General features: G+C 66.1%; 15 protein-coding genes and 2 riboswitches. Of the genes, 8 read left to right on the top strand and 7 right to left on the bottom strand.

Annotated features, from left to right (window positions below; genetic code table 11):
- Window positions 1-136 precede the first annotated feature (136 nt).
- Both gmd and AC1DFC_RS20815 read left to right on the top strand, forming a co-directional pair.
- The gene (gmd, locus tag AC1DFC_RS20820; protein ID WP_478179905.1) at window positions 137-1,174 is read left to right on the top strand and encodes a GDP-mannose 4,6-dehydratase; all 1,038 of its coding nucleotides are present in this window, start codon (window positions 137-139) and stop codon (window positions 1,172-1,174) included.
- On the top strand, window positions 1,171-2,058 hold the full coding sequence (locus tag AC1DFC_RS20815; protein WP_478179904.1) for an NAD-dependent epimerase/dehydratase family protein: 888 nt from the start codon (window positions 1,171-1,173) through the stop codon (window positions 2,056-2,058). The genes gmd and AC1DFC_RS20815 overlap by 4 nt, the downstream gene beginning before the upstream one ends.
- Here the strand turns inward: AC1DFC_RS20815 and rfbC are convergent.
- From rfbC to rfbB, 4 genes are read right to left on the bottom strand one after another with little or no spacing between them, the layout of a single operon-like run.
- Entirely contained in the window at window positions 2,051-2,599 is a 549-nt protein-coding gene (rfbC, locus tag AC1DFC_RS20810) for a dTDP-4-dehydrorhamnose 3,5-epimerase (RefSeq protein WP_478179903.1), read from the bottom strand. The genes AC1DFC_RS20815 and rfbC overlap by 8 nt on opposite strands.
- The gene (gene rfbA / locus AC1DFC_RS20805; protein WP_478179902.1) at window positions 2,596-3,492 is read right to left on the bottom strand and encodes a glucose-1-phosphate thymidylyltransferase RfbA; all 897 of its coding nucleotides are present in this window, start codon (window positions 3,490-3,492) and stop codon (window positions 2,596-2,598) included. The genes rfbC and rfbA overlap by 4 nt, the downstream gene beginning before the upstream one ends.
- Before the next feature lie 20 nt (window positions 3,493-3,512).
- Complete coding sequence (gene rfbD, locus AC1DFC_RS20800; RefSeq protein WP_478179901.1) at window positions 3,513-4,403, bottom strand: dTDP-4-dehydrorhamnose reductase; 891 nt, start codon at window positions 4,401-4,403, stop codon at window positions 3,513-3,515.
- Window positions 4,400-5,470 (bottom strand): dTDP-glucose 4,6-dehydratase, encoded by a 1,071-nt coding sequence (rfbB, locus tag AC1DFC_RS20795; RefSeq protein ID WP_007838954.1) that lies wholly within the window; start codon window positions 5,468-5,470, stop codon window positions 4,400-4,402. Before rfbB ends, rfbD begins: the two co-directional genes overlap by 4 nt.
- 115 nt (window positions 5,471-5,585) lie before the next feature.
- Window positions 5,586-5,682: riboswitch (glycine riboswitch) on the top strand.
- Between the two features lie 7 nt (window positions 5,683-5,689).
- Window positions 5,690-5,795: riboswitch (glycine riboswitch) on the top strand.
- Window positions 5,796-5,886: 91 nt separating this feature from the next.
- On the opposite strand from rfbB, the gene AC1DFC_RS20790 reads away from it, so the two are divergent.
- Window positions 5,887-7,188, top strand: coding sequence for a D-amino acid dehydrogenase (locus AC1DFC_RS20790; protein ID WP_007838953.1), 1,302 nt, complete (start codon window positions 5,887-5,889; stop codon window positions 7,186-7,188).
- Window positions 7,189-7,194: 6 nt separating this feature from the next.
- Here the strand turns inward: AC1DFC_RS20790 and AC1DFC_RS20785 are convergent, their stop codons facing one another.
- From AC1DFC_RS20785 to AC1DFC_RS20775, 3 genes are all read right to left on the bottom strand, one after another.
- Window positions 7,195-8,475: an FIST signal transduction protein gene (locus AC1DFC_RS20785; protein ID WP_007838952.1), complete on the bottom strand. Its 1,281-nt coding sequence runs from the start codon at window positions 8,473-8,475 to the stop codon at window positions 7,195-7,197.
- Window positions 8,476-8,520: 45 nt separating this feature from the next.
- A complete protein-coding gene (locus AC1DFC_RS20780; RefSeq protein ID WP_478179900.1) occupies window positions 8,521-9,270 on the bottom strand; it encodes a PhaM family polyhydroxyalkanoate granule multifunctional regulatory protein in 750 nt (249 codons plus the stop codon).
- Between the two features lie 78 nt (window positions 9,271-9,348).
- The gene (locus AC1DFC_RS20775) at window positions 9,349-10,773 is read right to left on the bottom strand and encodes an aminotransferase-like domain-containing protein (RefSeq protein WP_413335051.1); all 1,425 of its coding nucleotides are present in this window, start codon (window positions 10,771-10,773) and stop codon (window positions 9,349-9,351) included.
- A gap of 113 nt (window positions 10,774-10,886) precedes the next feature.
- On the opposite strand from AC1DFC_RS20775, the gene AC1DFC_RS20770 reads away from it, so the two are divergent.
- Genes AC1DFC_RS20770 through AC1DFC_RS20750 form a run of 5 tightly spaced genes read left to right on the top strand, consistent with a single transcriptional unit; the run spans window position 10,887 to window position 14,766 of the window.
- A complete protein-coding gene (locus tag AC1DFC_RS20770) occupies window positions 10,887-11,486 on the top strand; it encodes a LysE family translocator (protein WP_413315846.1) in 600 nt (199 codons plus the stop codon).
- An 8-nt stretch (window positions 11,487-11,494) separates the two neighbouring features.
- Window positions 11,495-12,442 carry a DMT family transporter gene (locus tag AC1DFC_RS20765; protein WP_478179899.1) on the top strand — a complete coding sequence of 316 codons (948 nt, stop codon included), beginning with the start codon at window positions 11,495-11,497 and terminating at the stop codon, window positions 12,440-12,442.
- A 2-nt stretch (window positions 12,443-12,444) separates the two neighbouring features.
- Complete coding sequence (locus tag AC1DFC_RS20760) at window positions 12,445-12,852, top strand: VOC family protein (RefSeq protein ID WP_478179898.1); 408 nt, start codon at window positions 12,445-12,447, stop codon at window positions 12,850-12,852.
- 58 nt (window positions 12,853-12,910) lie between these two features.
- Complete coding sequence (locus AC1DFC_RS20755) at window positions 12,911-14,113, top strand: aminotransferase-like domain-containing protein (RefSeq protein ID WP_007838940.1); 1,203 nt, start codon at window positions 12,911-12,913, stop codon at window positions 14,111-14,113.
- Between the two features lie 14 nt (window positions 14,114-14,127).
- Window positions 14,128-14,766 (top strand): LysE family translocator, encoded by a 639-nt coding sequence (locus tag AC1DFC_RS20750; RefSeq protein ID WP_413335045.1) that lies wholly within the window; start codon window positions 14,128-14,130, stop codon window positions 14,764-14,766.
- Window positions 14,767-14,777 lie beyond the last annotated feature (11 nt).

Genomic DNA, 14,777 nt, shown 5'->3' with positions numbered 1-14,777 from the left:
TTATAGGGCGGGAGAGTCCCCTCCTCGGCGACATTCAGACACACATTCGTTTTCGGGCAAAATTGACGGTTTACGCAAGGCGAGGATCCGAAGCAGTCCCCCGCTACGTCGTCGACCAGATCTAGAAGGAGTTTCAATGAAAAAGCGTGCAGTAGTAACGGGCATCACAGGCCAGGACGGTGCCTACCTTGCGGAGCTGCTGCTCAGCAAAGGCTATGTCGTCTACGGAACCTACCGCCGGACCAGTTCAGTCAATTTCTGGCGCATCGAAGAACTCGGCATCCAAGACAATCCGGATCTACATCTGATCGAGTACGACTTGACCGATCTTGGCAGCTCCCTGACGCTCATCAAAGAAGCACAGCCCGACGAGGTCTACAACCTAGCTGCCCAGAGTTTTGTCGGCGTGAGCTTCAACCAGCCTGAAGCGACGGCCCAGATCACCGCCATGGGCGCCCTGCATCTGCTCGAAGCGATTCGCCTCACCAACACGAAGATCCGCTTCTACCAAGCATCCACCTCAGAGATGTTCGGCAAGGTGCAAGCCATTCCCCAGATCGAGAGCACGCCGTTCTATCCGCGCAGCCCCTACGGCGTCGCAAAGCTGTTTGCGCACTGGATGACGATCAACTACCAGGAAAGTTACGGCATCTTCGGCTGCAGCGGCATCCTCTTCAATCATGAAAGCCCGCTGCGCGGCCGCGAATTCGTGACGCGCAAGATCACCGATAGCGTCGCGAAGATCAAGCTCGGCAAGCTCGACGTACTGGAACTCGGGAACCTCGATGCCAAGCGCGACTGGGGCTATGCGAAGGAGTATGTTGAGGGCATGTGGCGCATGCTGCAGGCCGACGAACCCGACAGCTATGTGCTTGCCACCAATCGTACGGAAACGGTGCGAGATTTCGTCTTGATGGCATTCAAGGCTGCAGGCATTGGCATTGAGTTCAAGGGCGCGGGCGAAACAGAGTCCGCGATCGACACGGCCAATGGCAAAACGGTGATGCGCATCAACCCGAAGTTCTATCGCCCCGCCGAAGTCGAACTGTTGATCGGCAATCCTGCCAAGGCCAAGGCCAAGCTTGGCTGGGAACCCACCACCACGCTGGAAGGGCTCTGCCAGATGATGGTGGAGGCCGACATTCGACGCAACAAGCAGGGCTTTTCATTTTGAGGATTCTGCTCACCGGCGCCAAAGGGTTTACCGGCCGATTGTTCGCCGAGCGCGCTGTTTCAGCGGACCACACAATCCACGAACTTCAGGCCGACCTCACCGACTATGAGGCGCTTCGCAAGGAAATACGGGAGGTCGCGCCGGAAGCTGTCGTGCACCTGGCCGCAATCAGTTTTGCGGGGCACGCCAACGATGCGGCGTTTTACGCCGTCAATGTAGTTGGGACTACAAACCTTTTGGACGCGCTGGTGGCGCTTCCAGTTCGACCGAAGCGCGTTCTCTTGGCCAGTAGCGCCAACATCTACGGAAACACGACCAACTCACCCATCGACGAGTTACAGCCGCCGGCACCTGTCAACCACTACGGCATGAGCAAGCTTGCGATGGAATACATGGCAAGAACATACAGCGACCGGTTGAATTTGGTGATCACGCGTCCGTTCAACTACACAGGGCCGGGACAAGACGTCAATTTCCTCATCCCCAAGCTAGCGATGCACTTCGCCCATCGCGCGCCCTCGATTGCGCTTGGCAACCTTGATGTGGAACGCGAGTTCAATGATGTACAGACGGTTTGCGATGCGTACTTACTGCTGCTCGCGCATGGCACAGCTGGCGAGGCCTACAACATCTGTTCGGGCAGGCCCTACGCGTTGCGCCTAGTCATCGATGTACTTTCACGGATGACCTCGCACAGTCCCCGCATCGAAGTCAGCCCCGCTTTCGTCAGAGCAAACGAAGTGCACCGACTGTGCGGCGATCCGGCCAAACTCCATGCCTTGCTGGCGGAGCACGACGTCGCGCTAGGAGCGCCGACGCTTGAAGAAACGCTGGCGCGGATGCTTCTCGCAGCCAAGCAAGACAGTAATCACCAGATCAAGTAAAAATCTGGGCGTGGACAAAGTCCGAGCCTGCCTTGTCCTTTTCCGACAACTGAGGCTCACCCCCTGTAGCGGGCCATGCAATCCCCAGATCCGCGTCGTTCCACTTGATTGCTCGCTCATATGCGGGCGCGTAGTAGTCGGTTGTCTTGTAGACAAACTCCGCGATGTCGCTCAGTACGAGAAAACCATGAGCGAAGCCTGCGGGTACCCACAACTGTTTGTGATTCGACTCGCTTAACTCGACACCAACCCATTTTCCGAATGTCGGCGATGTCTTGCGTATGTCCACAGCCACATCGAACACTGCGCCGCGCACGACGCGGACCAGTTTCCCCTGCGGTTGTTGCACCTGATAGTGCAATCCTCGCAACACTCCTTTCACCGAGCGCGAGTGATTGTCCTGAACGAAATCGACGTGCTTGCCAAGCGTCGCATCGAACGCATTCTGGTTGAAGCTCTCGAAGAAAAACCCCCGAGCGTCCCCGAACACCTTGGGCTCGATTACCAGCACATCAGGAATCGCCGTAGGTGTCGCCTTCACGAGCGAATCTCCTCATTCAGAAGGTGCTTCAGATACTTTCCGTAGCCGCTCTTCTCCAGCGGCGCGGCCAGCTTCTCGAGCTGCTCCGTCGAAATGAACCGGTTGCGCCACGCAATCTCCTCCGGACAAGCAATCTTCAGCCCCTGGCGATGCTCCAGAGTCGCAATGAATTGCCCAGCTTCCAGCAGGCTGTCGTGCGTACCGGTATCAAGCCACGCATAACCGCGCTGCATGATCTGAACGTTCAACTGATCGAGATCGAGGTAAGCCTGGTTGACGGCCGTGATCTCCAGTTCGCCGCGCGCACTGGGCTCCACGGCCTTGGCAATGTCTACGACCTTGTTGTCATAGAAGTAGAGCCCCGTCACCGCATAGCTGCTCTTGGGCTTTAGCGGCTTTTCCTCGATGCTGCTGGCCTTGCCTTTGCCATCGAAGGCCACCACGCCATAACGCTCGGGGTCTTGCACGTGATACGCGAATACCGTGGCACCCGACGTCTTCGCGTCGGCGTCGGCCAGCAGATGCACAAGGTCGTGCCCATAGAAGATGTTGTCGCCGAGCACCAACGCACTGGGCGAATTGCCCAGGAACTCGTCCCCGATGATGAACGCCTGCGCCAATCCGTCAGGACTGGGCTGCACCGCATACTGCAGATTGATCCCCCACTGGCTCCCATCCCCCAGCAACTGCTGGAACCGCGGCGTGTCCTGCGGCGTGCTGATGATCAGGATGTCGCGCATACCACCGAGCATCAGCGTGCTCAGGGGGTAGTAGATCATCGGCTTGTCGTACACCGGCAGGAGCTGCTTGCTCATGGCCAGTGTGGCCGGATGCAGGCGAGTGCCCGAACCACCGGCCAGGATGATGCCTTTGCGTTGCGTCGTCTTGGTCATGTACTTTTTCTCGTGAAGATTCAAAGGATTTCGCGCAGCATGCGCGCGACGCCTTCCTGCCAGGGCGGCAGGCGCAAGCCGAAAGTGGCCTGCAGCTTGGTGGTGTCGAGCCGGGAGTTGTGCGGGCGCTTCGCCGGAGTCGGGAAGGCGCTGGTGGGCACCGCCTCGACAGCCTGCGGGCCGGCCTTGAGTTCGACGCCGGCTTGCTGCGCCAGTTCGAGCACGAAACGCGCGTAGCCGTGCCACGTCGTCTCGCCACCGGCAATCGCGTGATAGAGACCCGCCTTCGCCGGATCCTGCAGCGTGGCTCGAATGGCATGCGCCGTCACGTCGGCCAACAGCTCGGCCCCGGTCGGCGCACCGAACTGGTCGTCGATGACGGTCAGCTTCTCGCGCTCCTTCGCCAGCCGCAACATGGTCTTGGCGAAGTTGCCGCCGCGCGCCGCGTACACCCAGCTCGTGCGAAAGATCAGATGGTTTGGGCAGTTCTGCGCCACCAGTTGCTCGCCTTCGAGCTTGGTCTGTCCGTACACGCTGAGCGGGCCGGTCGCGTCGCCTTCTTTCCAGGGCTTGGTGCCGCTGCCGTCGAAGACGTAGTCGGTCGAGTAGTGCACCATCAGCGCCCCGATCTGCCGGGCCGCCTCGGCCACGACACCCGGCGAAGTGGCGTTGAGCTTGCGTGCGAAATCGGGCTCGCTCTCGGCCTTGTCGACCGCCGTGTGCGCCGCGGCATTGACGATCACGTCGGGGCGAACCTTCAGCACCGTCTCGGCCAGTTGCTCGGAGCGGCTGAAGTCAGCGTTGAAATCGGTGCTGTCGAAATCGAGCGCGACCAGCTCACCCAGCGGCGCAAGGCTGCGCTGCAGTTCCCAGCCGACCTGCCCGCCCTTGCCAAGCAGCAGCAACTTCATGCCGCGGCCTTCGCGTCGTACTGCTTTTCGACCCACTCGCGGTAGGCGCCGCTTTGCACGTTGCGCACCCATTCGCTGTTCGCGAGGTACCACTCCACGGTCTTGCGGATGCCGGTGTCGAAGGTTTCGGCGGGCTTCCAGCCGAGTTCGCGTTCCAGCTTGCGCGCGTCTATGGCGTAGCGGCGGTCATGGCCCGGGCGGTCGGTGACGTAGGTGATCTGCTCCTTGTACGGCTTGCCGTCCGCGCGCGGGCGCAGCTCGTCGAGCAGCGCACACACGGTGTTGACGATCTCGATGTTGGGCTTCTCGTTCCAGCCGCCGACGTTGTAGGTCTCGCCCAGCTTGCCGGCCTCGAGCACGCGGCGGATGGCGCTGCAGTGATCCTTCACGTAGAGCCAGTCGCGTACCTGCATGCCGTCGCCGTACACGGGCAGGCTCTTGCCGGCCAGCGCGTTGACGATCATCAGCGGGATCAGCTTCTCGGGAAAATGGAACGGGCCGTAGTTGTTCGAGCAGTTGGTGGTGACCACCGGCAGGCCGTAGGTGTGGTGCCAGGCGCGCACGAGGTGATCGCTGGCGGCCTTGCTGGCCGAATACGGGCTGTTGGGCTCGTACTTGTTTTCTTCGGTGAAGGCCGGATCGGTCTTGGAGAGCGAGCCGTAGACCTCGTCGGTCGACACGTGCAGGAAGCGGAAGGCGGCTTTCTGCTCGGCCGGCAGTGCGCTCCAGAAGCCGCGTACGGATTCGAGCAGGCGGAAGGTGCCGAGGACATTGGTCTGCACGAAGTCTTCAGGGCCGTGGATGGAACGGTCCACATGCGATTCGGCCGCAAAGTTCACCACGGCGCGAGGCTTGTGTTCGGCCAGCAGGCGGTCGAGCAGCGCGCTGTCGCCGATGTCGCCCTGCACGAAGACGTGCTTCGGGTTGTCCTTGAGCGATGCGAGCGTCTCGAGATTGCCTGCGTAGGTCAGCTTGTCGAGGTTCACGACCGGCTCGTCGCTGTTGGCGATCCAGTCGAGTACGAAATTGGCGCCGATGAAGCCGGCGCCGCCGGTTACCAGGATCATGGGGTCCCCTGTTGTTGTGGAACGATCGCCCTGCGGCAAATCAACCAATGATTATCCCATTGGGCCGAAACGCAGAACCCGCGAGATTGGCAGTCGCGCAAGCCCCGCCTACAATCCCCCCACTGCAGGAGAGCGGGCCACCCAGGTGGCCCTACCGAAGGCGCAAACTCCCATAAACGCTCAGGTCGGCCCGAACAAGGGGTCTGTACTGCACCAACTGAAACGCCGTCTGGAGAGCCGCCACGCCATGTGGCGCACCGAAGGAGCAAACCCCCTGCGGGCGCAGCGGGTGAATCTCTCAGGTACCAAGGACAGGGGGAGCGGCAACTTGGACGGCGGTCGTCCGGTTGCTCGCTATTGATTCAATAGCACACCACGCCCGCCGTTCAAGCGCTGCAACCTCAAAGGTACTTGAAATGCGCGTGATCGTTCTTGGCGCCGGCCTGCTCGGCGTGACCTCGGCTTACTACCTCCAGCAACTCGGCCACGAAGTGACCGTGATCGACCGGCAGGCCACCCCGGCCGCCGAAACCAGCTTCGCCAACGGCGGGCAGATCTCGGTCAGCCATGCCGAACCCTGGGCCAATCCCAGCGCGCCGCTGAAGGTGCTGCAGTGGCTGGGCAAGGAAGACGCCCCGCTGCTCTTCCGCATCCGCGCCGACATGCGCCAGTGGCTCTGGGGCCTGCAGTTCCTGCGCGAATGCACGCCGGCGCGCACCCGCCACAACATCGAGCAGATCGTGCGTCTTGGTACATACAGCCGCTCGATGTTGCAACAGTTGCGCCGCGACACCGGCCTGAACTACGACCAGCGCACGCAGGGCATCCTGCACTTCTACACGACGCAGAAAGAGTTCGACGGCGCCCTCGCGCCCGCCGAGCAGATGCGCGCCCTGGGCTGCGAGCGCCAGGTCATCTCGGCCGACGAAGCCGTGAAGATCGAGCCCGCCCTCGCCCACATCCGGCCCAAGCTGGCCGGCGCCACCTACACGGCCGAGGACGAGTCAGGTGACGCCAACCGCTTCGCGCGCGAACTGGTGGGCCTGGCCACGGCAGCGGGCGTCAGGTTCCTGATGAGCCACACCGTGACCGCGCTGCGCGAGGCCGGCGGCAGCATCGACCACGTCGAGGCCACCGACAGCGAAGGCCGCTTCCAGCGCATCCGCGGCGACGCCTTCGTGCTGGCGATGGGTTCGCTGAGCCCGCTGTATGCCGCGCCGCTGGGCATCCGCCTGCCGATCTACCCGGCCAAGGGCTATTCGGTGACGCTGCCCGTGAAGGACGCCTCGAAGGCGCACCAGGTCTCGCTGACGGACGACGAATTCAAGCTCGTGTTCTCGCGCTACACATCCGAGTCGGGCGACCGCCTGCGCATCGCCGGCACTGCCGAGCTCAATGGCTACGACCGCGACCTGAACCGGGTTCGCTGCGAAGCCATCGTGCGCCGCGTGGAAGAGCTGTTCCCGGGCGCCGGGGATACCACACAGGCGCAGTTCTGGACCGGCCTGCGTCCCGCGACGCCGAGCAACGTGCCGCTGATCGGCAAGACGAAGCTCCCGAATCTGTTCCTCAACACCGGCCACGGCACGCTCGGCTGGACGCACGCCTGCGGCTCGGGCAAGTCGATCGCGCGCATCGTGAGCGGGCTGGCGCCGGAGGTCGATTTCGTGTTCACCGGCATGCCCGCGCCCGCGCCGCGCGCGCTGCAGCCGGCCTGATCGCCGTCAGTCGTTGCTGGCGAACACCGTCAGCACGCCGGTGTAGCCATACAGATGGTGGCGGGCGATCTCGCCCGCCGCGAAGAAACCCACCAGCGGCACGTCGCCCAGCGCGTGCCGCACGATCTGCAGTTCCGCCCCCGGCGCACCGAAGTGCGGACCGCCGCGCCCGGAACAGCTGACGTACACCGCGCCCGCGATGCGCCGCGCCGGATGCGGCGCCGCCTCGGCCTCGCCCGCCGCCACGGCGCGCGCGGTGGCCAGCGTCTGCTCTTCGGGCTCCAGTTCCTCGCGGATTTCGGCGCAGATGCGCATCAGGTCGGCACGCGCGGCCTGCGCATTGCGGCGGCAGAAGCTCAGCCGCATGCCGGCCTCGGCCACGTCGGCGATCGCGATGCCGCGGCGCGTCGGGTCCAGCCCGATGATGTGGCGCACCAGCACGTCGGCACCCAGGTCGCCGGTGCGGCGGATGCCGTCGCTGCCCGCATCGGCCAGGCCGACCAGCGTGTTACGCACGGCGTCGATGGCCTCCTGCGGCCGCTCGAGCGACACCTGAAGGTCGGCCAGCAGCACGTCGAGCGCCGGCTCGCCGTCGAGCTTCAGCAGCAGGTTGCCGTCGGCCTCGGTGATCTCGCGCTCGCGCGCCGCCCCCGATCGCAGCGGCTGGCAGCCCTGCGTGACGCGCGACACCAGCCGCACGCCCTCGCCGAAAACCACGCCTGACAGGCCGCCCGAGAACACCCCGCCCGCCGCCCCGTGCCCGCGGATGTTGCCGTTGCCGCCGACCGCGAACTGCAGCGCGCTGCCACGCCCCGAAGACAAGCCGCCGAACAGGTAGCCCGTGTTCGTGCGCCCCGCCATCTCGGCGATCAGCTCGGCAAGGTCGGGGGTGGCCGGATCGGCATGCACCAGCGCCGTGTGGGCCTCGAAGCCGCTCATCTCGGAGTTGCCCAGCGGCGCCACGCCCGAGAACACGCGGTATTGGTCGCTGGGCAGGGCACAGAGCATCAGGCTCAGCCCGGGCTCGTCGAAATACTCGGCATTGTTGGCCGACACGCCGACGCCGACCGTGCCCGACCAGTCGGTCACTTCGGGCAGCTCCGCGCTCAGGTGATCGAGGATGTCCTGCGCCTCGCTCGCATAGTGGTCGGTGATGTAGAGCAGCCCGAGCGTCGGCGAAGACGCGTAGTCGGGCAAGGCCATCTGTGCGCGCAGCTGGGCCAGCACGAGGCCGGCCGCCATACGCCATTGCGGATGGGTGGCGTGGCCGGAGGGAAACAACTTCATGGTGCGTGCCAACCCGTTCTCTTCAACGAATGAATGTGTATGACGTCAACGCCGGCCGGAGGTTCGCTTGCGGGCGGCGGTCGACGGCCTTTTCTTTGCGGCCGGTGCTGCAGTCTTCTTGGCTGCTACGGGCTTGCGGGCAGCCGCAGCGGGCTTGCCCATGACCGTGTCGACCGCGTCGGCCAACGGCTGGGCCATGGCCGGCACCTTCAGCTGCGCCGCGTCCTGCAGCGCCGAGCTTGCGATCTGCTGGAACTGCTCGGTGAGCGAGCCCCACCACTGCATGGGGTCGACCACGCCGGGGCCGTCGGGCGAGCCGGCATTCGCCTTGGCCGCAGCAGGCCTGCTGCGCGGCTTCTTCGGCGCCGGAGCTTGCTCCTCGGGCATCTCGTCCGCGTCTTCGACCTCCTCGGGTTCGGGGTCGGGTTCGGGCTCGGGGGATGCCGCTGGTGCCATCGCGGCTGCCTGCTTGGTGAACGCGTTGGCGATGTCTTCCATCCGCACATTCATGCCGCGCAGCGTCGACAAGGTCATCTTCTGCACTTCGAGCGCCTGGATGGTGGCCTTGAGGGCATGGCCGTTCTGTTCGAGCCAGTACTGCACGGTCTTGAGTTCCTGGATGCGCTTGTCGACCTCTTCCACGCTCAGCGTGGGCGCCACCCAGCTCGCAAGGCTCGGCATCCCCGGCACCGAGCCGGCGCCCGAGCCCGCCGCGGCGCCGCCGGCGAGGTTCTTCAAGAAGTCGAATCCGGGAACGAACTGGCTGAAGTCGAAGGGCTTGCTGGCGTTGCTCATGCGGAGGTCTCCTGGGATGGTTTTCTTGTGTTGCCAGCTTACTCCAAGCCCCCGGCCTTTTTCGGCCTTTCGGCACCGTCAGAGTTCGCTTCGGACCTTGCTGAAGACCTTCCAGAAGGCCGCGTCCTGCGAGGTCGCGAAGTTGATCCGCATCATGGTGCTCGGCGGGCGGCGCGCGTGGAACAGCGAGCCCGGCGCCAACAGGTAGCCCTGGTCGAGCATGCGCTGGGTGAGCGCGTCGGTGTCCACGCCCGTATCGACCCAGCCGAACAGCCCCGCTGGCTCCGAGGCGAAAGTGCAGCCATGCGACATGGCCAGCTTCACCGCCCGTCCCCGTGCACCGTCGAGGCGGATACGCACGCGCTCCGAATGCCGGCGCAGCTGCCCCTGGTCGATGCACCACGACAAGGCCCGCTCGAACAGCGTGGGCGAGGTCAGCGTGGCCAGCAGCTTGGTTTCGAGCAGCCGTTCCTTCAGCGCTGGCGGCGCGGCCAGGAAGCCGATGCGCCAGTTGGGTGCCAGGATCTTCGCGAAGCCGCTCACGTAGATGGTGCGCTGCAGCCCGTCGAGCGCGCTGAGCCGGGTGGCGTGCTCGGGCGCGAGGTGGCTGTAGGTGTCGTCCTCGACGATGTGGAAGTCGTGCTCGTTCGCCAGCTTGAGCACGCGGTGCGCGCTGCCCGGCGTGAGGCTGTAGCCGGTCGGGTTGTGCAGCACGCTCACGCTGACGAAGAGCTTGGGGCTGTGCAGCCTGCAGTACTGCGCCATCACCTCCAGGTCGGGCCCATCGGCGCGCCGCGGCACCGGCAGGATGCGCATGCCCAGCGCCTCCAGCCGCGCGAACTCCAGCGCCCAGCCCGGCTCCTCGACCATCACCGGATCGCCTGCGCGCAACAGCGTGCGGCTCACGATGTCCAGCGCATGCGTGGCGCCGATGGTGGTCACGATCTGCTCGGGCGACGCCGGCACGTTGATGCCCACCAGCTTCTGCGAGAGGCTGCGCCGCAGGCTCATGTCGCCGGCCGGCTCGCCGTACTGGAGCGACAGCTCCTGCAGGGCGGCTGTACTGGTCATGCGCCGCACGGCCGTGGGCATGAAGGTCGACGCCATCCAGTCCGGCGGGAACACGCCCATGCCCGGCTGCGGCTTGTCGCTCGGGCGGTGGAACATGCTGCGGATCAGCGAGCTCGCATCCGCCGGTATGCGCGAGGCCATCATCTGCATGACCATGGGCGCGGCCGCGGCCGGATTCGGCGGACGGCCCTCCTGCGCAGGGGCGGAATCCCGCACATAGAAGCCGCGCTGCCGGCGGGCCTCGACGAGGCCCTGCGCCAGCAGCTGGTCGTAGGCGGCGACGACGGTATAGGGACTCACGCCCTGCTGCCGCGCGCATTCGCGCACCGAGGGCAGGCGGGCGCCGGGCGGCAGCAGGCGGGTGCGGATGCGCTCGGCCAGGCGGTCGGCCAACTGCCCCGTCAGCGACTGGGTGGAGGTGCGTGTCAGCATGCGTTTTCCGGGCCGGGCCGGCTTCTGTGTCGAAGGAGTGACCAATACAGATTGCCTGATTGTTCGACCATCTGTACCGGAACTGTAATGGTCTCAAGTTTAGAGTGTGTGTCATGAACTGGCAAGAATTCACCGCGCTGCTGGTGCTGGCCACGGCGATGAGCTTCTCGCCCGGTCCCAACACCACGCTCTCCACCGCCCTCGCGGCCAACGGCGGCCTGCCGCGCGCCATGCGCTTCGTGGTCGCGGTGCCCGTGGGCTGGACCCTGCTGCTGGCGCTGTGCGCCGCCGGCATTGGCGCGCTGGTGGTGGCCATGCCCTCGCTGCGCCTGGCCATCAAGGGGCTGGGCATCGGCTACCTGCTGTGGCTCGCGTACAAGCTCAGCGGCAGCGCCACGCTCGGCAAGGCCGACGGGGCGAGCCTGTCGGTCGGCTTCGGACAGGGCGTGATGCTGCAGTTCGTGAACATCAAGGCGTGGCTGCTCGCGCTCACGCTGGTGGCGGGCTGGATCGCCGGCCAGCCCGACGCCCTGGGCCGCTTCGCCATCGTGGCGCCGGTAATGCTCATCTATGCCTTCACGAGCAATTTCGCCTATGCGATGGTCGGCGCGCTGCTGCGCGAATGGCTTGCCAAGGGTTCGCGGCTGCTGTGGTTCAACCGCGCGATGGGCCTCGTCCTCGTGCTCACCGCCTGGTGGATGGTGAGCGTATGAAGCTCGCCATGAAAGACGAGACGCTGGGCATGTGGCTCGGCGTCATCGGCGTCGCGATGTTCGCCGTCACCCTGCCCATGACGCGCCTGGCCACCGGCTCGCAGGACGCGCCGCAGCTGTCGCCGTGGTTCGTCACGGTCGGCCGTGCGGCGCTGGCAGGCGTGCTGTCGGCCATCTTCCTGCTGGCAACGCGCGCGCCAAGGCCCGCCGCGCACCAGTGGAAGCCGCTGGGCATGGCCGTGCTGGGCAACGCCATCGGCTTTCCGCTTCTGCTGGCCTTTGCGCTGCGCGTGGTCACGGCCAGCCACGCGGCGGTGGTGACGGCGCTGCTGCCGCTGGTCACGGCCGCCGTGGCGGCCTGGGTGCTGCACCAGCGCGCGCGGCTCGGCTTCTGGCTCTGCGCCATTGCGGGCAGCCTGCTGGTGGTGGCGTTCTCGGTACTGCGCGCGAGCCAGGGTGGCCATGGCTTCGGTTTCGAGTGGGCCGACCTGCTGCTGGTGGGCGCGGTCATCGCCGCCTCCTTCGGCTACATCTACGGCGCACAGGTCACGCCGTCTTTGGGCGCCGAGCGCGTGATCTGCTGGGTCTGCGTGATGGCGCTGCCCTTTACGCTGCCGGCTGCGCTGGCGCTGTGGCCGCAGCAGCCCGTCGCGGTGTCGGCCTGGGTGGGCTTCGTCTACGTCGGCATGTTCTCGATGTGGATCGGCTTCTTCGCCTGGTACCGCGGCCTCGCCCTGGGCGGCGCGCTGCGCGTGAGCCAGACGCAGCTGCTGCAGCCCTTCCTGTCGATCCTCGCGTCGATCCCGCTGCTGGGCGAACCGCTCGACGTGGTGACGCTGGGCTTCGCCATCGCGGTGGTGGCCACGGTGGTCATCGGCAAGCGCCTGTCGCAACCGCAGGCCGCGCCAGCTACGGCATCGCTGCCCGCAGGCGCCGTCGGCCCGGGGAGAAGCTGACGATGTTCAGCCACATCACCGTCGGCTGCACCGACCTGCCGCGCGCCACCACCTTCTACGACGCGCTGCTCGCCCCGCTCGGCCTGAAGCGCCGCCCGGTCACGCCCGACGGCGGGCCTGAGGCGGCCTGCTGGGTCGTGCCGGGGCAGGTGCTGCCGCGCTTCTACGTGTACATCCCGCTGGACGGCGAACCCGCCAGCGCCGGCAACGGCAGCATGGTCGCGTTCTCCGCGGCCTCGGCCGAAGCCGTGAATGCCGCCCACGAGGCGGCCCTGCGCCACGGCGGCCGCAACGAGGGCGCGCCGGGCCCCCGCCCACGCTATGGCCATGGCTATTACGGCGCCTACCTGCGCGACCCGGACAGCAACAAAATCCATGTCGTGTACCGTGGCGACATCCCACCGGACTGACCTCCGGCCCACCTGCCCCCTATCCGAATCTCACCTCACCGCCTGAAAGAAGAAAGCCATGAACTGGAAACTCGCCGCCCGCGCCGCCAAGATGAATCCTTCGGTGCTGCGTGAAATCCTCAAGGTCACCGAGCGCCCCGGCATCATCAGCCTGGCCGGCGGCCTGCCCTCGCCCAAGACCTTCCCGATCCAGGCCTTTGCCGATGCCTGCGCCGAAGTGCTGCACAACGACGGCCAGGCCGCGCTGCAGTACGCCGCCAGCGAAGGCTACGCGCCGCTGCGCCAGGCCGTGGCCGACATGCTGCCGTGGGACGTCGATGCCTCGCAGGTGCTCATCACCACCGGCTCGCAGCAGGGCCTCGACCTGGTGGCCAAGGTGCTGATCGATCCGGGCAGCAAGGTGCTGGTCGAGACGCCCACCTACCTCGGCGCGCTGCAGGCCTTCGGCCCGATGGAGCCGCACCCGGTGGGCGTGGCCAGCGACGATGACGGCGTGATCGTCGAAGACCTCGTGGCCAAGGCCAAGGACGCACGCTTCGTCTACCTGCTGCCCAACTTCCAGAACCCCACCGGCCGCACCATGACCGAGGAGCGCCGCGCCGCCGTGTCCGCCGCCGCCACGGCCGCCAACCTGCCCATCGTCGAGGACAACCCCTACGGCGAACTCTGGTTCGACGAAGCCCCGCCGCTGCCACTGGCCGCGCGCAACCCCGAGGGCGTGATCTACCTGGGCTCGTTCTCGAAGGTGCTGGCGCCAGGCCTGCGCCTGGGCTTCCTGGTGGCGCCGAAGTCCATCTACCCGAAGCTGCTGCAGGCCAAGCAGGCGGTCGACCTGCACACGCCGATCTTCACGCAGCGCATGGTCTCTGCCGTGATGAAGGACAAGTTCCTCGACCGCCACGTGCCCACCATCCGCGCCCTCTACAAGCGCCAGCGCGACGCGATGATCGCCGCGCTCACGCGCGAGATGAAGGGCCTGGACGTGAAGTTCAACGCGCCCAAGGGCGGCATGTTCCTGTGGGCGCGGCTGCCCGAGGGCGTCGACACCGTCACGCTGCTGCCCAAGGCGGTGGAGCGCAACGTGGCCTTCGTGCCCGGCGCGCCGTTCTATGCGGGCGAAGGCGATCCGCGCACGCTGCGCCTGTCGTTCGTGACGGCCAGCGTGGAAGAAATCGACATCGCCATCGCCGCGCTGGCACAGACGCTGCGCGAAGAGCTGGTGCTGCTCGGCGACAGGCAACTGGCCGCCGCGCAGGTCTGACCCAGGAGCCTCCCTTGATCGGCCTCGCAACGCTCTCGCTCTTCCTGCTCGCGGTACTGGCGCTGTTCCTGTCGCCCGGCCCGAACATGGCCTTCGTGCTCTCGCACGGCGTGGCCCACGGTCCGCGCGGCGGCTTTGCGGCGGCCCTCGGCATCTCGGCGGCCGACCTCGTGCACACGCTGTTCGCCGCCACAGGCGTCACCGCGCTGGTGGCGGCGTGGCCGCCCTCGTTCGACGTGCTGCGCTATGCGGGCGCGCTGTACCTGGTGTGGCTGGCAGTGCAGGCGCTGCGAAGCGGCGGCGGCCTTCGCATGGGCGCGCAGGCGCAGCCGGCCGGGTTCGGGCGCATCGTGCGCATGGCGCTGCTGAACAACCTCGTCAACCCGAAGGCGCTGCTGTTCTTCATGGTGTTCCTGCCGCAGTTCGTCGATCCGGCGCGCGGCAGCGTGCCGCTGCAGCTGGTGCAGCTCGGCGTGCTGCTGTCGATGGCCGCGCTGGCCTTCAACACGCTGCTGGGCGCATGCAGCGGCCAGATCGGCCGCTGGCTGCACAGCCGCCCCGGTGCGGCACGGTTCCAGAGCGGCCTGCTGGCTGCCGTGATGCTGGGTCTGGCCGTGCGCCTGCTCTTCCTCGACCGTCCTTCACCCCGCTGACCAAGAAACCG

Source organism: Variovorax sp. 10L421 (genome assembly GCF_056395365.1).
This window is presented reverse-complemented; position numbering and strand designations above follow the sequence as displayed.